Consider the following 23,027-nt stretch of genomic DNA (forward strand, 5'->3'; position numbering starts at 1 on the left):
CGTTGGATTTCATCGGAGAGATCGAAAAACGATAATATGATTTCTAGGCACTTCAACCAACGGGTCCAATGGCATAACCTCTGTCTGCGGCAGAACCTCCAACCAAGAATGATTGTAAAGTTCCATCGATTCTGTGAAAGATCAGCTGAAAAATAGAATATAAAGCTGAACCATACAATCGTGAAAGCATCTTGCAAGCTTCAGATCATAGAACAAAAATGTTTCAGTTCTTCCTTGATTTATGTAAGTTTAGCTATTCACCAACTGCTTTTTTTGTTTTTTCATTAACTGCTTCAAATACATTGCCGGCAGCTGAGCATCAAAAATGACTCCCGGAATTCGCATTTCAAGATGGTGTCTCAGCCGATTACGGTTATTCCAGCATTTATCTGCTGCCGCAATCAAGTCTTCCGGCGTGATCGCACTAATATCAATCACATACTCTTTCAAATCTAAAAGCTCCATAATTCCTCTTGTTTTATGCTCGTAGTTAATCGCCACGGTTGGAATGCCGCTTGAGAGGGCAAAGATATTCGAATGCATTCGTGTCCCGATAAACATATCCATTTTAGAGTAGAAATATTTCAACTCACGCGGATGGAAATCAATATCAATCAGCTGTGCTTTTGTGTTGGACATGCCATTTAAGATTTCCCGGCTGATATTTCGGTCATCATTAAACGCATTTGGTCCGAGAACTTGGGGCATCAACAATACTTTTGCTCCGTACTTCGTTTCTAAATGCTGAATAGCTGCTTGAATACTTTTGATATACTTTTTGCGGTGAAAATCGGAATCATTCACTTCTGGAAACTTCCAATCTCTTACTGTGATTCCCACGAGAGGACCATTCGATTCTTTTTTGATGAAGTCCACTACTTCATCCACAAAATCGGATTGCACTAAATCCATACTGAAAGCAGAATCCGGTACAACCTCGATAGGTGCTTGAACATTCATCTCTTGAAGCAGTTTCTCAGATATTTTTTCACGAACAAAAATTTTATCGACCTTATCCAATATCTCCTTGGTCCATTGGGCAATGACTTTATTGTAGAGAGGACCAATGGATTGCGAATAAATGATCACCGGTTTTTGATAATCAAAGGCGATTTTCAATTGAACAAGATGCTGCACAGTCATGACGCTGAAACCGTGTGTTAATAAAAACCCGCCGCCGCAGCTAACGACCACATCGGCCCATTCATAATCAGGATCGGCGACAGCCGGCTTCCCATTATTTTTCTTTAGAATTTTATACATGCCCCAAGCGAGTTTCAGCTTTTCAAATTTGGATGTGTGGTCTCCCACAATGATATTGTGTACAGCTTCTGACACCGGTGCATTATAAGCTGTTTTGTCTACATCAGGGAATCTTGTTTTAATTCGGATTTGGCAATTAGGAATGTTCCGTTTCATCGAATCAATCATCGATAAAATAATACCCGCATCCCCTTTATTTCGAGATGAGTGAGCATTAATGATGAGAATCTTCACTTTCATTTCACTACCTTTTTCATTAGTTTGCTTTTGACATCTTGATACTCTTGGCAAAGCCCAGTTTTTTCCCTACCATCTGCTTTAACTCGACTGCCACTTCATTTCGTGAGAACATCATCATCACAATATAGGTGACGATGCCAACGATGATTTCCACTGCAAGCTGATATACATCAGAAAGAGGGGTTAAGACGCGGCCGATCAGCCATACCACGATTCCCATTATCGCACTGGCAACAGTCCCGGGAATAAACGATTGAATGTATGCCGAAAGGCTGGGACCTACTGCTCGATAAATCATGTAACGATAGCTTAAAATCGTATAAAAGACTTGAAGAATTAAATAAGCAACGGCCACACCGGTAAGTCCGCCTGCATAAGCTCCTATGATGATGCCGGGAATTTGCGTGAACATTTTGAACGCATTGAAACGAAAACTGATGTTCACTTGTCCCGTTGCCATCAACAGAGAACCAATGGGGTTTCCTACCGATCGCAGCAAACCCACCCCGCATAACAGCTGCAATAGATGAATGCTGTTCATCCACTTGTCGCCAAAAATAACAGGAATAAACAACGGAGCGGTCACAAACAACCCGAAAAAAATCGGAAAATTTACAAGGCTAACCAGTGTCAACAGTTTAAAGAAATTTTGCTTTAGACGCTCCTGATTATCCTGCATTTTTGAAAACAACGGGAATAAAACGCGAGTTAAGATCGGATTAATTTTTGTTGAAGGCATGATGATAATGTTGAAAGGCATCGTGTAATAACCAAGAGCTACCGATCCTAACGTACGACCGATAATGACGGAGTCTACTTTGGAGTTAAAATAATTAAGCACACTCTCTCCCATTTGATAGATTCCAAAGCTTAAAAACCGCTTTGTTTCTGAAAAGCGAAAATGCAAACCTGGTTTATGGTATTTCATTCCCGATCCAATAAAGATCACCGTTTTCACCAGCGCAATCACAAGCTGTCCCCATATAAGAGACATCACGCCTTGGCCATAATAGGCGGCCACAATCGAGAGCCCTACTCCCAGTACAGCTGACAGCACCTCTGCTTTGGCAATTAAATTAAAGCGCAGTTCCTTTTGAAGAAGCGCCCGATATTGCTGTCCTAAGGGGGTAATCAAATAAATGACGGCAATCCATTTTACTAAATCGCTCATTTTGGGTTCTTTAAATAAGTCAGCAATAACGGGTGAAAAGCACCAAATGAGGACAGCAATGAACGCGCCAGATATCACGTTCAGCCAATAAAGACTGGACAGCTCCTTTTTCGAAATGTCTTGGCGCTGAATAATCGCATTCGATATCCCCATATCCATAAAAAGATCAGCGAATCCGACTATCACAAGTACCATCCCCATAAGGCCAAATGCAGAGGAATCGAGCAGTCTCCCTAACACAACGAGCTGCAAAAGCTGCAATAAAATCGTTATGACCGTCGAAACCGTCGTCCACTTTACCCCTTGTATAGCTTTTTGTTTTAACGACATGTTTTTCTACCTTCTTTGTATGAAAGTTTCCCTTGTATGTACGAGTGAATGGAAGTACCTGTGTCCTTTTATCCTGTAGACATTAAAAAAAGAGCAGCATGGACATACTGCTCTTTCTTCTTTTACGTCGATTATTAATTGCTGCTGTAATAATAATAAAGATCAGCATCACTTTTTCGTTTGTTGTTTAAGATCGCACCGAGTAATTTTCCTTTTGCCTGTGATAACAAATCACGCGTTTTTCTCGCATGTTCAATTTTCGTTTTGCCGCTGCTTATGACCATTACAATTCCATGGCATAGATTAGCTAGAATTTGAGCATCAGCTACGGCCAAAACAGGCGGAGTATCAATTAAAATGACATCGTACATTTGATAAAGTTCCTCTAAAACTTCTTTCATCCTGCTGGACCCTAGCAGCTCAGCAGGATTTGGCGGTACAGGACCGCTGGCCAGTACGGATAAATTCGGCACTTCTGTTGTTTTGATCGCCGCTTGCAATGTAGATTGCTGCGTTAACACATTCGTTAAACCAATATGATTGGACATTCGAAAAGCAGAATAAATCGTCGGCTTTCTTAAATCGGCATCTACTAAAAGCACGCGTTTTTCCTGTTGGGCAAATACAATCGCCAAATTGGTAACCGTTGTCGACTTTCCCTCACCGGGACTCGAAGATGTCACAACGATGGACTTCATTTCTTTTTCTACATTCGAAAATTGAATGTTCGTGCGAATGGTCCGGTATTGTTCCGCAATAGGCGATTTAGGATTTAAGTGAGACAGCAATCGTTTTTTTGCAATAAACTGAAGTTCATTCTTTTTCCTAAGAGCCAACTGACTTACCTCCTGCACTGTATTGATGATGCACTTTTGGAGTGGATGCAGCCGATTCCTGGACTTGCCGGATCATGGTAACGGAACCAATCACCGGTATTCCCAGCAGCTTCTCAATATCTTGTTCTCGTTTCACCGTATTATCCAAATACTCTAGCAACACCGCTAAACCGATCCCCACGATCAAACCAACTATTAACCCAACCGTTAAATTTAAAGTAGGTTTCGGTTTGATCGGAGAGGGATGAGGAGGCATATCCGCTTTGGACAGAATACTAACGTTATCCACATTCATAATGTGGGGAATCTTTTGTTTAAAAGAAATGGCTGTTGCATTTGCAATATCAGCCGCTTTTCTTGGATCAGTGTCCTCTACCACGACGGAAAATACTTGAGATTCTTTGTCGCTCTCAACCGAAATTTTGTTGTTTAACGTGTTGACGGAATCGGGTAAGTGCAATTGTTTCTTCACGCTTTCTAAAATCGTCGGGCTTTTAATGATGACACTGTATGTGCCGATCAATTGAACATTCGTTTGAACTTCATTGAAGTTATAAAGTTCATGACCGTTTTTTGCCTGGTTCACCAAAATTTGAGAAGAAGCTTGATAAACGGGTGTGAATACATAAAAGCTAAGGACGGCACTGATCGACACAGCTACGAACACACATAATATGATCAGCCAAAGGCGCTTCTTCACAGTTTGAAGCAATTCTGCTATACTAATCGTTTCTTCCATGATGACCTCCATTAAATAATTGCGTGACTTCACACAGTCGCTTTTAATTGCTTGTTCCATTTCCATGCACTTTCCACGATATCATCCAGTGAATAACGAGCTTTCCACCCAAGTTCACGGCTTATTTTCTCAGAGGAGGCAACAAGGCGTGCCGGATCTCCTTCACGCGGCGGCGCCATGGTGACATTCGCTTTCTTACCAGTGATTCGTTCGCATGCTTCAATGACTTCTCGTACAGAATAACCTCGTCCATTTCCCAGATTATAAATGGCGTTCTTCTTCGCTCCTTCCAACAATGCATCCAACGCTAAAATATGAGCACGGGCCAAGTCAGTCACATGGATATAATCACGGATGCACGTACCATCCGGCGTGTCATAATCCGTTCCAAATATAGAAATAGACGGACGATCCCCTGCCAAATTCTGAAGAATCAGCGGAATAAGATGGGTCTCAGGATCATGCGCTTCTCCGATTTTAGCCGATTCATCAGCACCTGCCGCATTAAAATAACGAAGAATGACATATTCCAACCCGTAAGCCTTTGAAAAATCTTTCATAATAGACTCCATCATTAATTTGGAACGCCCGTAAGGATTAATAGGATTGGTTGGTGTTTCCTCTGTAATGACAGGCCCTTCCGGTATTCCATACGTTGCGGCAGTGGACGAGAAAATAATTTTTTTGACGTTTGACTTCACCATGACTTCCAGCAAATTCAAAGTGGCAGCTACATTATTTTGATAGTACTTACCCGGTTCCTGAACCGATTCTCCTACAAGGCTGTATGCGGCAAAATGCATAACAGCTTCAATTGGATAGTGAGTAAAGATATTTTCTAAAATATCTTTATCACCCATATCCCCTTCAATCATCGTCGCATTTTCGTGAACCGCCCAACGATGGCCCGTAGAGAAGTTATCCAGGACCAACACGTCTTTTGTTTGCACAAGTTCTTTTACAACGTGACTACCGATGTAGCCTGCACCACCTATAACAAGTATCATCTGCTATTCCTCCTCTATTAAACTCCTGCCTTCATCATTTCCTGAGCAAGATCCATCACTGCATGCTGCAATGCTTCCAGTCTCTTTTTGCTTTCTTCTAATGAAGTCCCTTTGACGGCAAAATAAAACTTCGCCTTTGGCTCTGTACCAGAAGGTCGAACCGTAAACCATGAATCATCACCCAAGAAGAACTTCAACACGTTTGATTTTGGAAGATCGATCATTCTTTCTTGTCCTGCGATTAAATCCATATGTTTTTGAGCTTGATAATCTTCCATCGCTATGATCGGTACACCGTTGATCTCTTTCGGAGGATTTGTACGGAATTGAGCAAGTATGGCTTTAATTTGTTCCGCCCCTCTTTTTCCTTTTAACGTTAAGGACTGAAGGGATTCTTGATAATAGCCGTATTGCTCAAATATTTCCAACAGCCCTTCATATAATGTTTTTCCTTTCGATTTATAATAAGCAGCGACTTCCGCTGCAAAAACAGCTGATTGCACTGCATCTTTGTCACGCACGAAATCTCCAATTAAATATCCGTAGCTTTCTTCGTATCCAAATAGGAACGTGTACTCATTTGTTTTCTCGAACTCATGAATCTTTTCACCGATAAATTTAAAGCCAGTCAGCGTATCAATAGTCGGAAGACCAAACTGAGCTGCGATGACACGACCGATCTCAGACGTTACGATCGTCTTTACCACGACACCGTTTCGCGGAAGTTCTCCTTTTCTCTCTTTTTGAGTTAACAAATAATGAAGCATTAATGCTCCCATTTGATTGCCTGTGAGGACTTGGTACTCGCCTTTATCATTTTTGACAGCCACCCCTAAACGGTCGGCATCCGGATCCGTTCCCATGAGGATGTCGGCGTTTATTTTCTTTCCGTATTGAATAGCCATTTCAAACGCCGCATGTTCTTCCGGATTCGGAGATTGAACGGTGGAAAAGTTTGGATCAGGCTGTTCTTGTTCTTCAACTACGACAACATTTTCAAATCCGAAAGCAGCTAAACCTCTTCGTACTAAATGATTCGATGTGCCATGGAGAGGAGTAAAAACAATTTTAAAATCATCCTTCACTTTTTGTATGACTTCACGATTTAGCTGAATCGTTTTGAGCTGTTCAATATAAGCATCATCGATTTCCTTTCCAATCGACACCAGCATTCCTTCTTCTTTCAGCTTTTTCTCATCTGCCACTTGAACGGTCAGCTCATCCTCTACTTTCTCGATATAGCCGATAATCCTATCAGCCATGTTAGGAGGTATTTGTCCACCGTCTTGTCCGTACACTTTATATCCGTTATATTCCGGAGGATTATGACTTGCAGTAATGACAACCCCTGCAAAGGCATTTAGGTAACGCACCGCAAATGATAATTCCGGTGTCGGCCGAAGCGCGTCGAATAAGTATGCTTTGATATGATGTGCTCCAAGGGTTTTCGCTACTTCCAAGGCAAACTCCGGTGATTTATGGCGAGAATCATAGGCGATGACTACGCCGCGTTCTTTTGCTTCCGGCCCTTGTTCTTCGATATAACGAGCCAACCCTTCCGACGCCTTTCTGACTGTATAAATGTTCATACGATTTGTACCGGGTCCGATTTCCCCGCGCATTCCGCCTGTCCCAAACTCTAAGTTTTTATAGAAGCAATCTTCAAGAATGAGCTCATCGTCCTTGATTTGGTCCAGTTGTGCTTTCATATCCTGATCCAGCTTTTCAAACGTGAACCATTTTTCTGCTTTTGTCTGCCATGTCATGTGTGTATTCCTCCTAACTTCATTATGTAAACTTCTCATTTGTCTATTTTCGAATCCAATTCTCTTCTATTGTCAATTTTCGTTTGATCGTGGCCGGAACACCTGCTGCCAGCACATTCTCTGGAATATCCTTTGTTACAATACTTCCTGACGCTATGACGGAATTTTTTCCAATTGTCACACCGGGTAATATGATGCATTGACGGCCAATCCATACATTATCTTCGATCCTGATCGGTTTTTGAAAAACAGGTTCATGGGGCTCCACTTGATGAAAATTGCTGTCTATGATATTCGTTAAAGGACCGATTTTTACATGATTCCCGATATGAATGTTCGTGGTCGCTCCAATATCTACCCCATAATTAATAAACGTATGATGACCAATCGTTAATTCTGCTTTTGGAGAAACGGTAATACTAATGGGCAAGGGTTTTGCATACAGAGAAACGTGATGTCCCATTCGAAACGTCCCTTTATTGCGGATAAACACTTTTCCTACAATTTTCCGCAAATAATTGGCAGGTGTTGCTTTGCCTGCGAGCTTCCAAAACCCTCTAACAGTAAAAAATATATTCTTTGTTAAATACCCTATCTTTTCCATATATTTCTTCTCCAACGTCTATGTTTATCTATCATTTTCTTTATGGATGAGATACTATCAATTGAATATCTCCTTTTATAGAAAACGATCCCATTTGATAAGGAAGAATAAAATGATCGCCCTTTTGAAGAGCATATCGGCTGTCTTCCGTATGAAGGACCCCCTGTCCGTCAATGACGCTCGCCAAAATAAACGGCTTTTCTTGCATCATGTTTAATTCCTCATGTACATCCCATTTATATACCGTGAAATATCGTTCTTCTACGAATGTTGTAATGGTAAATTGCTTAGTTTTGATAATAGCCGGTTCCGCTTTATGAAACGTGTGAGGAACAGTGGTCACTTCCAAAGCTTTTCCCAAGTGCAGCTCTCTCGTGTTCCCATCTTGATCGCGACGATCATAATCATAGACACGATATGTAATATCAGAGCTTTGTTGTGTTTCCAACACGATGGTTCCTTTGCATAAAGCATGAAGGGTGCCGCTTGGAACATAGAAAAAATCCCCGGGCGAAATGGGGACACGTTGCAGCAAATCGTTCCATCTTCCTTCTTCTATCATGCCGGCAAACTCTTCCTTTGTTCGAGCATGATGGCCAAAAATAATTTCAGCCCCTTCTTCACAATCAATAATGTACCAGCATTCTGTTTTTCCTAATTCTCCGTTTTCATTTGTACGGGCATATTCATCATCCGGATGAACTTGCACAGACAAATCATCATTCGCATCGATGATTTTGGTTAAAAGAGGAAAACGGTCACTTTCATAATGACCAAAAAGCTCAGGATGCTTTTCCCACAATTCTAACAGTGTCATTCCTTCATATTCACCGCTGCGGACGATGCTAGGGCCGTTAGGATGGGCGGAAATTGCCCAGCATTCACCCGTTTTGCGACTCGGAATGTCATATCCATATAGATCTTGTAATCTTGTTCCTCCCCAAATTCTTTCCTGAAAAATTGGTGTCAGAAATAACGGTGCTTTCAACGTTGAACACTCCTTCTTGGTAGCAAGCTATTGATCAAGCGAAATAGTAAAAAACGTGCGAAGGGTTTCGTTCGGCTTGACGAATATAAGGTCTTCTCCTGTATTTAAAGAATCAGGCTTTGCCATCCATGGTTCTACACAAACAAAGTCTTTTCCAGGCTCAGACCAGACTGCCACATAGCGAAACTCTTTTCCGTATTTCAATACAATAGGTTTAGAGACAGATGACAAAGAAAAACGAATATGGCGTTGTTTCGTATTCATTAAAATGAACGCTTCTGTCGATGTCTCCAAATGTAGGGATCCTTCATATTTTTTTTGGAACCGATCGTGCATATCCAAATAGTTCTTTGCATCCGTTTGAAAGACCATGTGTTTGTCTTGGGTCAAAAAATAAGGATGAAACCCTGCATACATCGGCATATTTTGAACGGATCGATTTTCATATTCCTGAAAGATCGTCAGCTCCTGATCCCTCAGCTGAAACGTAAAAGTCAGTTGAAAATCGTATGGATAGACGGCTTTTGTTTCCGGAGTGCTCGAAAGCCCAAGTTTGATGAGACATTCTTCCTCGTTGCTTTCCAGTACCTCCCAGCAGACATTTCGCGCAAAACCGTGGTTTTTCAATTGATAGATCTGGCCATCTATTTCATACACCCCATTGTTCAGCCTGTCGCAAATAGGAAATAAAATAGGGATACCTCCCCTTACATTTGAAGCGGGGTTCTCAAATGTTTCCTTATTTAAATACAAAATTTCTTGGCCATTCAACCCAAGACTCGTGACAATGCCTCCTCGTTCAGGACAAATCGTAAACCAGGAATTCGTGGGGAGATGTCTGTAGTGATACATCTTGTATTGAGTCTTCATGGAATGAGACATATCGGGTCCTCCCTGAAAATGATTTACTCTTTCGAAGAAAAAATGGATGATAACAATAGGTACACGTATATCCACGATCGTTTCAAAGTGAAAAAGCAAAAAGAAAGCGAAATCTGCTTCCTTTTTGCTTTAACCAAGATGAAACTGTACAAAAGAGCACCTAACGGCTCGTCACAGCCATATTGATTCCATTTATAGCAGGGATTTTTGCGATTTCAGTACATGTTGTTGAATATCGTCCCAGCTCATATACAACCTCACAATATCTTCTTCAATTAACTGAGTTCCTGTTTGCACTTCAATAATCTCTAAATCTGTCACAGCCTTGATCGCATGCTTGTCTCCCGCCTTGATTTCAATCACATCACCGGTTTTGACGTTATACAACTCATCATTTAACACAAATTCGCCTTCTCCTTTGATGATTGTCCACACTTCATTACGATGATCGTGAACCTGATAGCTCAAGTTTTTGCCCGCTGCGATTCCGATGCGCTTTGTCAATACTTCGTTGCCGTCTTTAAATTTTTTGTAATCCAATACACGGTACCAACCCCATCTTCGTTCTTCATACATCGGTCGGTTCGCAAACTGGCCAACTAAGTCTTTTATCCGCGGGCTTGCCGCTTTATCAGAAACTAAAATGCCATCCGGACTCGCAGCAACGACTAAATTGGAACCTCCTACAACCGTTACTGGAATATCCAGTTCATTGATTAAATGAGTATTCACACAATCATGGCTGATAATTCCAGTTCCAATTTGACTCGTTCCCATTTCTTCCGTGAGCGTGTTCCATGTACCTAAGTCTTTCCAATAGCCACTATATGGAAGGACGACAATGTGCTCCGTCTTTTCCACTACTTCGTAATCAAAGCTGATTTTCGGCATCTGATCATATTGCTTTAGCATTTGTTCGTATTGAATCGGAAGACCTTTCTCTTCTAAAATGGAAAGTACGTATTGAAGACGAAAAGCAAATACTCCGCAGTTCCACAATGCTCCCATTTGAATCAACTCTGCCGCGTCTTCCTCCCTTGGCTTTTCTGTGAAACGTGCGACAGACATGTAATTTTCTTCACTTTTCGCTTTCGGCACGATATAGCCATATTTGGAGGAAGGGAATGTCGGCTTAACGCCGATCAAGGCTAGATTTGCACCGCTGTCAGTGACAACTTGTTCCAAATCTTTTACTCGCTCAAAAAAGCTGTCCTGCACAAATGGGTCAACCGGCAATACGGCTACCACTTCATTCGGGCTTACGCCTTGAATGCTATAGAGATATGTGACAGCGAGAGCAATAGCTGGAAATGTATCACGTCGGCATGGCTCAATAATTAATTCAGCCTGACCTTGAAGCTGACTTTGAATCATGTCTACTTGTGCTTTGCTTGTAGCAATGACGGTGCTGTCAGCCAGCCCGACATTTTGCAGCTGCCCCCATACGCGCTGTACCATTGATTGAAGCTCGCCATTTTCATTTTCCAGTACACGTAAAAATTGCTTGGAGCGTGTATCATTTGATAACGGCCATAATCGTTTTCCCGATCCGCCTGACAACAATACTAATTTCATCTTCCCGCCTCCCATGAAATAGAAAAGCCTGCTTCATCAGCAGGCCTCATTCGTCTATTCGTGATCATGATTGAAAAATGCTTTCAAGCTTCCTATTTAATTGATGAATGTCATGTTTTTTACTTACCGTCAATCTGGCTTGTTTCCCCATCAGCTCCCATTGAGATTTATCTTGAATCATACTTTTTAATTTTTGATAGAGAGTCTCGGAATCCCGTTCAGGAACCAACAGTCCGTCTTTTCCATCTGTAATGAGTTCGGGGATTCCGCTGTGATACGTAGAAATGACCGGTTTTCCCATCGCCATCGCTTCCATTAACACAACAGGAATTCCTTCCATGTCTCCATCGCTGCTTGTAACACTAGGAAGCAAAAACATGTGAGACTCTTGCAAGTGCCTGATCGTCTCCTGTTGTGTTTTCGGCCCTAACAGCTTAATATGTGATTCCATTCCTAATTGGGAAATTCTTTCTTTCAACTGATTTTCCAGCGGACCGTTTCCAATAATGTTATATTCGATTTGAACGCCTTCGTTAATCAATCTGGAGACAGATTCGATGGCGTAAATCAGTCCCTTTTTCTCAACTAATCTTGCAATGGATAAAATTTTGATAACCGGATCATCAGACGAAGCTTGGATAAAACGGAATCGTTCTATATCAATTCCCATCGGATGCACAATAATTTTTCGTTCATCGCATCCTAAGGAAATAAGACGATTTTTCCAAAAAACACTGATAGGCAAAAAACCGTCACCTTTTTCAAATAAATATCGATATGCTTCTTTCCCGCGGTGATCTATATATGCCGTCATATCGTATCCATGAAATGTCGTAAACACTTTCCCTTTGATCACACCTAAATCTCTCAGCACCGCTCCTAAAATACCGTTCGGTCCAAAATGGCAATGAATGATATCGTAATCGCCGCTAAGACGTCTCAGTGAATGATAGGCAAAAAGAGGTCTCATGGATAAGACCTCTTTTCCGTACTTCATCACATTGACAGACTGGATGACTTTCCACGGATTGGACGGCAAAAGCTTCAAGAAACGGGCAATCCTCTCTCCTTTTTTATCTGAATACTCATAATAAATCGTTTTCTCCATTAATCCGTACTTGACGACATCTTCGTGCACCGTCCCAATGTGCTTTGGTTTTTGTGCAAGAATCGTCACGTCATGCCCGTAATCGATTAATCCAGTGATTTGATTTAGAATGAATGTTTCCGATAGCTTAGGAAATTCTCCGACAATAAACAAAATCTTTTTCATTAAAGTTCACCCTTTTCCTTTTTCGATCGTTTTGGGAAGGAAAAGTTATTAGCGAACTATTGCTTGTTCTCTTTCGACCACTTTTCTTCCAATAGAGTGATACTCAATGTCAGCTTTTTTGGCTTGGTCCAATGTAAAACAATTTCGACCGTCAAACAGAAGCGGTTCTTTCATATATTGATGCAGTTCCGTTAAATCCATTTCTTTAAATTCATCCCACTCCGTCACGATGACAGCCGCATCTGCTTCCTGAATGGCATCCTTATAAGTATTAGTAAACTCGACACTTTCTGGAAGAAGTTTTTTGGCATTCGGAATCGCAATAGGGTCGTAAGCCGCTACCTTCACTCCTTTTTGGACGAGTTCTTTTGCAATCACAATAGAAGCCGCTTCCCTCATATCGTCTGTATTCGGTTTAAACGCCAGACCAAGCAAGGCAATTTTTTTCCCTTTTAAAGATCCAAGACGTTTTTCGATCTTTTCAATTAACAGCCGCTGCTGCTTATTGTTTACTTCAATAACAGACCGCAATAATTCAAAATCATGGTTCACGTTGCCTGCTATTTGCACTAATGCATGCGTATCTTTTGGAAAACAAGAACCTCCGTATCCGATTCCGGCATTTAAAAACGAACGACCGATCCGCCGATCGTACCCCATTCCATCTGCAACGTCCTCAATGTTGGCTCCAACTTTATCACAAATATTTGAAATTTCATTAATAAAGCTAATTTTCGTCGCCAAAAACGCATTGGATGCATATTTTATAAGTTCTGAACTAGCGATATCTGTAACGAAAAATGGAGCCTCAAACGGTTCATAAAGTTCTTTGAGCCGTTGTGCCACTTCTTCGTTTTCCGCACCTATTACAATTCGATCTGGGTGCAGCGTATCATAGATAGCTGATCCTTCACGCAGAAACTCTGGATTCGACGCCATATGGAATGGAACAGAAACAGGCATATGACGCTTTATGCATTCTTTCACATGAACGTTTGTTCCAACTGGCACCGTACTTTTAATGACCACAATCGTATTAGGAGAAATATGTTGGCCGATTTTCGCCGCAACGTCCTCTACATATTGCAGATCTGCTGACCCATCTTCCTTCTGAGGAGTTCCAACGGCAATGAAAATGACATCCGAGTTCGGAATCCCTTCTTCATAAGATTCTGTAAAAGTGAGAGTTCCTCTTTCAATATTTCGCTTCATTAACTCATCTAAACCTGGTTCGTAAATAGGTGATATTCCTTTTTTCATCAGTTGAACTTTTTCATGGTTATTGTCAATACATGTAACGGAATGATTAATATCTGCCAAGCACACACCTGTTACTAATCCTACATAACCTGTTCCTATCACACAAATTTTCATCGTTATCACCTTTTTAGTAGTTTTTCGTAAACTTCTTCGATTTCTTTAATCAAATGAGACATGTTAAATTTTTTCATAACATTTCGATGGCCTTCTTCGGAAAGAGCCGTGTATTCTTCTTTAGTCATGCGATACACTTTTTCCAAATTCTCCGCCAAACTTTCCGGATCCCCGTCTTTACTGATCAGTCCTCCATGAGTATGACGAATAATTTCCGGGGCGCCTCCCGAATCGGCCACTATGACAGGGGTATTCGCCAGCAACGATTCAATGATCACTCGTCCAAACGGCTCCCTGTCCGAATAGTTCACAGTTACATCACATTGGCTCATCATTTCTAACGGATTTTTCACATGACCGTAAAATACGACATTATTTTCAAGACCAAGAGCTTTCACTTGATTTTTTAATTGATTCAAATAATTTTCCGAACCGTCAATGGCTGTTCCCCCCACAATGCATAACTTACAACCATCTCCAATTCGGTCTTTTAATCTTTTTATTCCATCAATAATGACATCCAATCTCTTCCATTCCACGATTCGTCCAAACACTCCAACAACAAATTGATTTTCCAATTTGAACGGCTTTTTATTGGAAGAGTAAGTCGTTTTTTGAGGATCAATTCCGTTATAGACAACGACACAACGATTCTCATGTCTTTTATCAATGGTTCCTTTCACATACTCAGAAATGCAAATGATTTTATGAAAGAAAAAAGGTAACAAGTAGTTGTACATTTTGGACGGAGCATTGTCCCGATGGTGCCAAATCGTCTTGGCTTTTGTCAGTATTTTCAGAGGTGCAGCATACCAAGGTGCTCTCCATCCATTCGCATGAACAATATGTATATGATGGTCACGAATAATCTTTTGAATCGAGAATATTTTTTTTAGATAGACAGCGCCCCACTTCTCTTTTAACGTTCCTAGCTCCATAGGAATCACCTTTATGGGAATGGTGATTTCATCAAGATATTCAGTATTTTCAGGACACATTAAGTACACATTGTACTTTGTAACATCGAGATAGTTCATAAGATGAATCAGACTTTGTTCCGCTCCGCCTTTTTTATTAGAGTGGGTCACGTACAAGACATTTACTTTACTCATAATCTTCTCCCTTTTAGGAAAACACGATCATAATGAAACAAGTTCAGTTGCACGTCTCGTGTTGTATTGATTTATTTCTTCCGCATGTCTTTTAAAAATCGCACTATTTGAATAGCTTTCTTTCACGCTTCGAAATCCTGTTTCACTCATTTGATCGGCGAATTCTTTTTCTGACAGAAGCTTTATGATCCCGTTCGCAAACTCTTCCTCTTCATCGGCGACGAGCAAGCTAAAAGGATGAAGTTTAATGCCTTCCACACCAACGGAAGTCGTAACAATCGGCTTTTTCATTGCCAGGGCATTTAAAATTTTTATCCGCATGCCTCCGCCAATTTTAAGAGGAACGATGAATACATCACTATTTGCGATATAAGTACGTTCATCTTCTACATATCCTGTAATGACGATGTTATCTGGATATTGGCTGTGAAACTTATATAATTTTTCCGGTGGATTTTTTCCTACTATATAAAGTTTCGTCTTTTGATATTTCTGTAAAACCTTCGGAAAAATGCTTTCAATAAACCATGTGATTCCATTCACATTTGGGAGCCAACTCATCGTACCCAAAAACATTAATACAGGACCTTCATCTTTTTTATTGTTTTCCATTGGGAAATACTTCTCTGTATCGACCCCTGCCGGAAGAGTTTTGGCTACAACATGGCGATTCATATCTTTCATTCTTTCAGAATCTTCATCTGTAATCGTATAAACAACGTCAAACAAGCTCACAATTTCGCTCTCGTAACGATACAGCCTTTTATACTGGATCCCAAGATACGCTTTTTTGATCACATTATCCTCTTCTTCAATCGCGCGCTGGAAAATAGTGCTTTCCACGTTATGCTGCCGTAAAATCGTGAACAAGTCATACCCTTTTTGTTTCACCATCCGGGCATAATACGCCATATGCAGATGATCAATGTACAGAATGTCTATTTTTCGTCGCTTCACAATTTGTAATATTAGATCTGCCATTCGGTCATGAATATATTTTTCCATATTGTAAGGCAACGACTTGGATAGATTCATAATCGCCTTTTTATAGGAATTCGCATAAGAAATCGGTATCGTATGAGTTTCTATTTCAAAAGGCAAAGGCTCTATCGTTTGATTCTCTTCTGCAAATGAACATAGAATGACTTTATGGCCATACCTAACGAGTTCTCTTATCGTGTTATACGTGACAATCCTGCCTCCGTCATCTGGAGGATAAGGATACAAATGCGTGACAAACAAAATGGTTTTCAACTATCTCACCTCCAAACTGCATATTTCTCAAATGTCGAGTTTTGATTTTGATCGCTTTGCTCCAACTTGGAAGTAAAACAAAACAAGATAAACAAAAAATAGACGGTTTGCGGTTGAAGCAAGCTTCCTGACAACAAAGCGTACATCATGAAAATGGCCACAAATAATGTCTTGCTTCTGGCTCCCGTATAAAAGCAATGCAAAACAAACACCAGAAACGCAAAGCATGAAATGACCCCGTATTCAATGATGAGCTTTGACAATACTGGATAATTCGTATCTGCAGAAATATAGGGAATGGAGGCCCGATCCGCCATACCCGGTCCTAATCCAAATAAATAGACATCCTTGCTTAGCATTCCGACATTTTCTATTGCCACATAAGGAGAGATAAAGCGGAAATTAGCACTCGAATTTGAGTGCATACTGAATTCGCCTACTCTTCCAATCAAAACCTGTGCATAATACGTGTCTTTTAAGGCAAAAAACAACAGACACATGGTTCCTATGACGAATAGCTTCGTTTTCCACCCTTGTTTCAGGATATAGATGATGAGAAATACACCTAACAGAAGCAATCCTGTTCCTGAAAAACTGATGATTATTCCTGTTAGATAGAGCGCTATTCTCCATATTTTTTTAAAATATAGAGCTTCTAAGATAATAGCCATTGCTAAAAATTGCGAGAAAAAGGAAGGTTCCAGAAGAACCATTCCATTTGATTTATAAATAGGTGATCCGTACTCTATTGGATAATACGTATTGTATCCCGTTGCTACGATGCTGGAAGGCAAATACCCCCAGATATCGTTGTAGGGAATTCCTACAAAAGGGAGAGTAAATTGGACGATGCCTAAACACGTGATAAAAACCATTACTTTTTGGTAAAATGAAAGAACCGGAATATATAGATCCTCAGAACCTTTGTATATAAAAATCAATGGTAAATAGATTAAAATTAAATAGAACAAAGAGTAAGGCGGATAATTAGAATTAGCCGCCAATGCTGACAACGCCAAAATTCCTATTGCCAGAGTAAACAAAGAGAGTTTGGTAAGGCTTATTTTTACTCTGCGATCTATTGTGAATATGACTAATGTGATATATAATAAAATGAGGACAATTGGCACTTGAAACCCGCTAACCTTTATGACAAGCCTCTGTCCAATTGTCAAAAATATAACTAAGAACTTAAACCAGAAAATCCAGCGTCTGCTTGGATTTGCCAAAGGGTTATTCATGTAACCACCTATATAGTAGAATTTCGACCTTTTCCTTTGATTTTGGAACCATTAATGAACGTTAGCTAAAATTCTTTGCCATTTTTGTTTCATGTTGTCTTTTGAATAATCTTCCTGAACCATTTTCTTGCCGTTTCTTGCAAGTTGTCTGTTTCGTTCCGGATGATTAACCAATTCGATAATGTAATCGGCAAACTGATGGATATCGTCCGCTACGTACATGTTAATGCCGTTTGTATATTTAATGCCTTCAGCGCCGATGCTTGTAGAAACAACGGGTACACCTAGAGATAACGCTTCGATTACTTTTGTCTTAATCCCTGTCCCGAATACCAAGGGTGCGACAAATACCGCCGAAGTGACGATCTCTTTCTTAATATCATCTACAGGACCTAGCACTTTGACGCCATCAAAGCGGTCTTGCAGTTGAAGTACTTCTTTGGCTGGATCTTTTCCAGCTATCCAGAATTCCAGTTCTGGTTTTTTCTGTTTCACTATTGGCCAAATGTTTTCACAAAAATACAGCACGGCTGCTACATTATGGGCGATATCCATCTTTCCTACAAACAATAATTTATGTGGATTGTAGTTGTTTTTTCTCGTGATGTCATTTTTCACTTCAAATGACATCGGTATTCCTGTGCAAGAACTGTGATTAATTTCTTGAGCAAACTCTGCCGCTTCTTTTGGCGATGTGAAAACAAGATGATGAAACTTTTTCGCCACTTTATTTTCGTATTTTTGCAGCAGTTTGCTTTCAAAATTTAAAATCGTTTTTTGCAATTTTTTTGTATTGAAAATTTTCCTTGCTGACTTTGGCAATTTTTCAGTGAACCCGCCAAAAATTGAAGGAATATACTCAATATAGCTTTGCTGCCTTTTATAACGTAAAGATAGCAAATCATCGTAATTCAACACTAAATGCACCCGTTTATGAACAGGTAAATATTCTGCCACTCGCACCATATCATAAATAATAAAGTCCGGATTTTCTGTTGTTATAAAATCCAATAGTTGTTGGTGCGTGCTCTTGCTGTAAAAAACCGATACTTGTAGAGGCCATTTCCGCAATAAAAGTGAATGGAGCAACACGTTTTTTGCTTTTTCTATGATGCCAGGTCTTTCTAACGGCAAGACCTTATCAATCTCTTTTGGTATAGAAGAAAGATATTTTTCATCATCTATAAAAGAAGCGTTCAAAATCGATATGTCTGGATCGATTTCTTTGATGGCTTCGATGTACTGCATTAAGATGTTTTTTCTGCCATCTGTTTTCGGAAAAGGCAACTTATTAGTTAAAAATAAGATCTTTTTCACACTTTCACCTTTTTCATTGTAGACTTTGCTTTTTCTGTCATCGTAAGATCATCAATTAATAAGCACCTTTCGCAGTTAACATGACTACCACTGTTCTAAGCATAATCTTGAAGTCCATTAGCAGACATCTCTTTTTAATATAATACAAATCAAGTTCAACCATTTCGGAAAAAGACAAGTTGCTTCTTCCGCTTACTTGCCATAAACCTGTGCATCCCGGTTTGACAAGCAGTCTGTGTCTATCATGGGTTGTATATTCATCTACTTCTCTTTGCAATGGAGGTCTTGGTCCGACCAGACTCATATCTCCAACAAGAACATTAAGTAGCTGAGGCAGTTCATCAAGACTCGTTTTGCGGATAAATTTTCCTACTTTCGTAATCCGCGGATCGTTTTTCATTTTAAACATAGCGCCTTGCACTTCATTTTGTTTCAGCAAATCTTTTAATCTTTGTTCTGCGTCTACCACCATTGAACGAAATTTCAACATATAAAATTCTTTGCCGTTTTTTCCGATTCGCTTTTGCTTAAAGAACACCGGTCCTTTCGGATCCTCTATTTTGATGGCAATGGCGATGATGAGAAATACCCAGGATAATAGAATAATGCCAACGGAAGCCCCCACAATATCCACCAAACGCTTTGTGAAAGAATAAACTCTTTTCTTTTGTTTCGGCATAATGACTAGTTTGCTTTCACTGTTCTCTGTTGGATAGGCTACATCAAATTTTACGATTTTTGCTGCTTCCACCTAAACAGCCCCCCTTACTTTATTGAGCAACGGTATGCTCTTGTAATAATTCTTCTAAATAGCTTAGAAGCTGAGGTTTTAAATCCGGTCTGTTTAGTGCAAATTCAATTGTAGTTTGAATAAATCCAAGCTTTTCTCCTACATCATAACGTTTTCCATCAAAATCATAGGCAAATACTCGTTGTATTTCATTTAACTTTTGAATGGCATCTGTTAGTTGAATTTCACCACCGGCGCCAGCCTCTTGTTTTTCCAAAAACATAAAAATTTCAGGCGTTAAAATATAACGGCCCATAATGGCTAAATTGGAAGGGGCAGTGCCAAGTTTGGGCTTTTCGACGAATCTTTTTACCTGATAGCGGCGTCCATCACGCGAAAGAGGATCAATGATTCCGTAACGCTGCGTTTGCTCATCAGAAACCGTCTGTACACCTATGATAGAAGCTAATGTTCTTTCATATTCATCCATTAACTGTCGCAGACACGGCTTTTCTGCTTGAACGATGTCATCTCCGAGCAGGACGGCAAAAGGCTCATTGCCAATAAAATTACGTGCGCACCAAACAGCATGTCCCAATCCTTTTGGATTTTTTTGACGAATATAATGGATGTCCACCATGTTTGATACTTGCCGAACCTTTTCCAATAATTCATACTTTTCTTTTTCCATTAAATTTTGTTCAAGATCCGGAGCAGAATCAAAATGATCTTCAATGGCGCGCTTTCCTTTACCAGTCACAATAATAATGTCTTCAATCCCTGATTCAATTGCTTCTTCCACAATGTATTGAATCGTAGGCTTGTCCACGATGGGAAGCATTTCTTTAGGCATGGCTTTTGTTGCAGGCAAAAATCTTGTTCCAAGCCCCGCAGCAGGTATAATCGCTTTTCTGACTTTTTTCATATTCCATCCCTCTCTCTTATTATGTTATGTAGTTGTTTGTATATTAATGGGCATCTAACCCGTCCTCACGTCACACCATCGACGACCAGCGTCTAAGGTGCAAATTTTTTACACCCACAGCATGACCGAGTGCCACCATTGATAACGGTAAGGCGACATCACCGTTTTTTCTACGCATGACAAGCAACAACATAACGTTTATTGGGATGATTTTGACTTTTTCAACCATTTCCCGTTGATATCCGGCTCATTTAAGATCCCTTGATTTTAAACAAAACGAAAACATGTATATCAACACGAACCTTACCTGGAAGATATGCGATTTTGGATCATCTTTTTCATTCCGCCACATCCTCATATCCTTATCGTTGATCGTGTGAAATGGCGAGAGTTGCTGCCATTTTCTTTCGGACATCTTATTTAGAACTTAGCGAATACCTCGAAGAATATGAGAATGAATCTCCTTGCTCTTATGTACTTTATTTCTTTTGTTTCACTACTGTTAAAACAGTGTAAAGATTTTTATGTTATGGTGAATCATAACTAATCGGGGAATATTCTGGAAACCTACAGAGAATATAGCACAAAAAAATACACATCGCTTGAGTACAGAGTCTTATGCTTACATATCTACTAATTTTTAACAGCAACGTTTTTTTGTTAGCGATTACATGCTTATTATTATCAAATAGTTTATATATTTTGAATGCTTCTTAAAAGATGGAGAATGGATAAAATTTCTATCTAATTACCTATGCTTTTATTACTTTTTTGGCCAGAAAAATGGAAAAAAAATACTGTTAAAAAATTGTTAAATATTTGTGTATTTTGTTGAAAATTGGTTATTTAAATGAACAACAGGTCTCAAATTTAACCAAAAAGCCTTACTTTGCAGGAGTTTCTTTCATAAGAGTTATAAATACCCATTTTCACTTTCTATAGGAATATAATGATTTCGATTTCTTATGATATTTCTCGTAATTTTTCTCTTGTTTACAAAAAAGCTTTTGAATAAAAATGAATTAACATTTTACGTTTTAATCCGATAAACACAGATCAAATTGGATCGAGAAAGAAGTTTTCTGAATACCAAAGACGATCCTGTTATTTCTGCTTTTACTAATTTGTTTCCATTCATCACAACATCGGGGATTTTAAAACATAGCCAAATCTTATTGAAATTATATAAGTCAAATTATATAAGTAAGTAACCGCGCAAAAACAAGAGATTGCCCCAAAAGGAAATCCCACCATTTTGAAGCAATCTCTTCATTCTATTTATATTCTTTTTTAACAGATCGAGCTGAATGGGGTAGACTGATAGCTGGTTACAACTTTGCCATTCACCATCTCAAACCACAGATCGATTGAAAACGTAATTTGAACATGTGTTTTCCGATCTACGTCACAAATTTCTTCTTCAAGTTGTCCCCTTCGTTCTATCCTTTTTTCCAACCATTCCTCCGTTATGAGACGGGCTTTTCCTTCAAAAAAATGCACACCTAAACAAAAAGATAGGACTGGAAGTGTTAAAAAATTCCACATAAGCCAGTCCATTGTTCCTCTTCGAAAAAACAGCTGCCATCAGATGCACAGCAAATGAATTCTAAAAGGCTACAGCATCTGAAAGAACTGATTTACTTGAATGCTCCATTCTGTTTACCGGCTCTCAACATCTTTTTAACGAATGTTGATAAAAGGTTCATTTATATTATCCTTACCAACGAAAAGCAGCTGTTCCTCACTTAAATGCAAGTCCTTTGGTGGGTTGGATTAAGGCATTGATGAATTCTAATACAGATTCAAGATTCATAAAAAGGCATTTGGCCTTGTTTGAAATCATTCATCCATGGTAAACTCAAAAACTTATTGAATAAACAGCTTCAAAAACTTGCGCATCCAATAATCGTTGGTTGTACAGTGTTAAAATCGTTGAGATCAAACAGATAGATGAAATCACAATGATCAACATATCTGTTAATGATCCGAAAAATCACCTATAGTCGTACGTTAACGTATTCAAGTATGGACAGACAGACAACCGGCATGCCCATTGACACGCCGGTCGCCGCTATAGTTTTAATTCACCCATACGTAGGAGTTCGACTACTGCTTGAGAACGACCTTTGACACCTAATTTTTGCATGGCATTCGAAATATGGTTCCGGACAGTTTTCTCGCTGATGAATAGTTCTTTGGCGATTTCTTTTGTTGTTTTATCTTGAACCAATAGCTCGAAAACTTCTTTTTCTCTTTTGGTCAGCAATGGTTTATGTGAAAATTCGCGATCCTTCAACTATAATTACCCTCCTTGCCTTCGCCAGCTTTAAAACAAAAGGGATGGGTCTAGCGTCGTCATGATATCATATGAAAAATCCAGCATATCAGTGACTTCACAAA

19 protein-coding genes are annotated in these 23,027 nt (G+C 39.7%); all 19 read right to left on the bottom strand.

What is annotated here, in order from left to right:
• Positions 1–249 precede the first annotated feature (249 nt).
• The 19 genes from NST12_RS11885 to NST12_RS11975 all read right to left on the bottom strand — a co-directional run bounded on the left by NST12_RS11885 (position 250) and on the right by NST12_RS11975 (position 22,923).
• Positions 250–1,503, bottom strand: a complete 1,254-nt coding sequence (locus tag NST12_RS11885; RefSeq protein ID WP_327796884.1) for a polysaccharide pyruvyl transferase family protein — start codon at positions 1,501–1,503, stop codon at positions 250–252.
• 16 nt (positions 1,504–1,519) lie between these two features.
• On the bottom strand, positions 1,520–3,004 hold the full coding sequence (locus NST12_RS11890; RefSeq protein WP_327796883.1) for an MOP flippase family protein: 1,485 nt from the start codon (positions 3,002–3,004) through the stop codon (positions 1,520–1,522).
• A 134-nt stretch (positions 3,005–3,138) separates the two neighbouring features.
• Positions 3,139–3,840: a CpsD/CapB family tyrosine-protein kinase gene (locus NST12_RS11895; RefSeq protein ID WP_327796882.1), complete on the bottom strand. Its 702-nt coding sequence runs from the start codon at positions 3,838–3,840 to the stop codon at positions 3,139–3,141.
• Positions 3,830–4,579: a YveK family protein gene (locus NST12_RS11900; RefSeq protein WP_327796881.1), complete on the bottom strand. Its 750-nt coding sequence runs from the start codon at positions 4,577–4,579 to the stop codon at positions 3,830–3,832. The genes NST12_RS11895 and NST12_RS11900 overlap by 11 nt, the downstream gene beginning before the upstream one ends.
• A gap of 29 nt (positions 4,580–4,608) precedes the next feature.
• Entirely contained in the window at positions 4,609–5,586 is a 978-nt protein-coding gene (gene galE, locus NST12_RS11905; RefSeq protein ID WP_341101343.1) for a UDP-glucose 4-epimerase GalE, read from the bottom strand.
• Positions 5,587–5,603: 17 nt separating this feature from the next.
• Positions 5,604–7,352 (bottom strand): phospho-sugar mutase, encoded by a 1,749-nt coding sequence (locus tag NST12_RS11910; RefSeq protein WP_327824256.1) that lies wholly within the window; start codon positions 7,350–7,352, stop codon positions 5,604–5,606.
• Positions 7,353–7,395: 43 nt separating this feature from the next.
• Positions 7,396–7,956 carry a DapH/DapD/GlmU-related protein gene (locus tag NST12_RS11915; RefSeq protein ID WP_327805412.1) on the bottom strand — a complete coding sequence of 187 codons (561 nt, stop codon included), beginning with the start codon at positions 7,954–7,956 and terminating at the stop codon, positions 7,396–7,398.
• 40 nt (positions 7,957–7,996) lie between these two features.
• On the bottom strand, positions 7,997–8,944 hold the full coding sequence (manA, locus tag NST12_RS11920) for a mannose-6-phosphate isomerase, class I (RefSeq protein WP_327805414.1): 948 nt from the start codon (positions 8,942–8,944) through the stop codon (positions 7,997–7,999).
• A 27-nt stretch (positions 8,945–8,971) separates the two neighbouring features.
• Entirely contained in the window at positions 8,972–9,826 is an 855-nt protein-coding gene (locus NST12_RS11925) for an aldose epimerase family protein (RefSeq protein ID WP_327796876.1), read from the bottom strand.
• 192 nt (positions 9,827–10,018) lie between these two features.
• Complete coding sequence (locus NST12_RS11930; RefSeq protein WP_327796875.1) at positions 10,019–11,401, bottom strand: sugar phosphate nucleotidyltransferase; 1,383 nt, start codon at positions 11,399–11,401, stop codon at positions 10,019–10,021.
• A gap of 64 nt (positions 11,402–11,465) precedes the next feature.
• Positions 11,466–12,674: a glycosyltransferase gene (locus NST12_RS11935; RefSeq protein ID WP_341101347.1), complete on the bottom strand. Its 1,209-nt coding sequence runs from the start codon at positions 12,672–12,674 to the stop codon at positions 11,466–11,468.
• A gap of 48 nt (positions 12,675–12,722) precedes the next feature.
• Entirely contained in the window at positions 12,723–14,048 is a 1,326-nt protein-coding gene (locus NST12_RS11940) for a UDP-glucose dehydrogenase family protein (RefSeq protein ID WP_327796873.1), read from the bottom strand.
• A gap of 5 nt (positions 14,049–14,053) precedes the next feature.
• Positions 14,054–15,160, bottom strand: a complete 1,107-nt coding sequence (locus NST12_RS11945; protein WP_341101349.1) for a glycosyltransferase family 4 protein — start codon at positions 15,158–15,160, stop codon at positions 14,054–14,056.
• A gap of 27 nt (positions 15,161–15,187) precedes the next feature.
• Positions 15,188–16,414, bottom strand: a complete 1,227-nt coding sequence (locus NST12_RS11950; protein ID WP_341101351.1) for a glycosyltransferase family 4 protein — start codon at positions 16,412–16,414, stop codon at positions 15,188–15,190.
• A 5-nt stretch (positions 16,415–16,419) separates the two neighbouring features.
• Positions 16,420–17,655: a hypothetical protein gene (locus NST12_RS11955; RefSeq protein WP_327796870.1), complete on the bottom strand. Its 1,236-nt coding sequence runs from the start codon at positions 17,653–17,655 to the stop codon at positions 16,420–16,422.
• Between the two features lie 51 nt (positions 17,656–17,706).
• Positions 17,707–18,972: a glycosyltransferase family 4 protein gene (locus NST12_RS11960; protein ID WP_327796869.1), complete on the bottom strand. Its 1,266-nt coding sequence runs from the start codon at positions 18,970–18,972 to the stop codon at positions 17,707–17,709.
• A 55-nt stretch (positions 18,973–19,027) separates the two neighbouring features.
• A complete protein-coding gene (locus NST12_RS11965) occupies positions 19,028–19,651 on the bottom strand; it encodes a sugar transferase (protein WP_327797012.1) in 624 nt (207 codons plus the stop codon).
• A gap of 91 nt (positions 19,652–19,742) precedes the next feature.
• Positions 19,743–20,627, bottom strand: coding sequence for a UTP--glucose-1-phosphate uridylyltransferase GalU (gene galU / locus NST12_RS11970; RefSeq protein WP_327796868.1), 885 nt, complete (start codon positions 20,625–20,627; stop codon positions 19,743–19,745).
• Positions 20,628–22,698: 2,071 nt separating this feature from the next.
• Positions 22,699–22,923, bottom strand: coding sequence for a helix-turn-helix domain-containing protein (locus tag NST12_RS11975; protein ID WP_003355567.1), 225 nt, complete (start codon positions 22,921–22,923; stop codon positions 22,699–22,701).
• Positions 22,924–23,027: the final 104 nt, after the last annotated feature.

This window comes from Bacillus sp. FSL W8-1127 (genome assembly GCF_038006725.1).
GTDB lineage: Bacteria > Bacillota > Bacilli > Bacillales > DSM-4216 > Bacillus_O > Bacillus_O smithii.

Coding starts and splice junctions, on each gene's coding strand:
- NST12_RS11885 (WP_327796884.1), bottom strand. CDS start 1,503: ATGAAAGTGAAGATTCTCATCATTAATGCTCACTCATCTCGAAATAAA.
- NST12_RS11890 (WP_327796883.1), bottom strand. CDS start 3,004: ATGTCGTTAAAACAAAAAGCTATACAAGGGGTAAAGTGGACGACGGTT.
- NST12_RS11900 (WP_327796881.1), bottom strand. CDS start 4,579: ATGGAAGAAACGATTAGTATAGCAGAATTGCTTCAAACTGTGAAGAAG.
- galE (WP_341101343.1), bottom strand. CDS start 5,586: ATGATACTTGTTATAGGTGGTGCAGGCTACATCGGTAGTCACGTTGTA.
- NST12_RS11910 (WP_327824256.1), bottom strand. CDS start 7,352: ATGACATGGCAGACAAAAGCAGAAAAATGGTTCACGTTTGAAAAGCTG.
- NST12_RS11915 (WP_327805412.1), bottom strand. CDS start 7,956: ATGGAAAAGATAGGGTATTTAACAAAGAATATATTTTTTACTGTTAGA.
- NST12_RS11925 (WP_327796876.1), bottom strand. CDS start 9,826: ATGTCTCATTCCATGAAGACTCAATACAAGATGTATCACTACAGACAT.
- NST12_RS11930 (WP_327796875.1), bottom strand. CDS start 11,401: ATGAAATTAGTATTGTTGTCAGGCGGATCGGGAAAACGATTATGGCCG.
- NST12_RS11935 (WP_341101347.1), bottom strand. CDS start 12,674: ATGAAAAAGATTTTGTTTATTGTCGGAGAATTTCCTAAGCTATCGGAA.
- NST12_RS11940 (WP_327796873.1), bottom strand. CDS start 14,048: ATGAAAATTTGTGTGATAGGAACAGGTTATGTAGGATTAGTAACAGGT.
- NST12_RS11945 (WP_341101349.1), bottom strand. CDS start 15,160: ATGAGTAAAGTAAATGTCTTGTACGTGACCCACTCTAATAAAAAAGGC.
- NST12_RS11955 (WP_327796870.1), bottom strand. CDS start 17,655: ATGAATAACCCTTTGGCAAATCCAAGCAGACGCTGGATTTTCTGGTTT.
- NST12_RS11965 (WP_327797012.1), bottom strand. CDS start 19,651: ATGCCGAAACAAAAGAAAAGAGTTTATTCTTTCACAAAGCGTTTGGTG.
- galU (WP_327796868.1), bottom strand. CDS start 20,627: ATGAAAAAAGTCAGAAAAGCGATTATACCTGCTGCGGGGCTTGGAACA.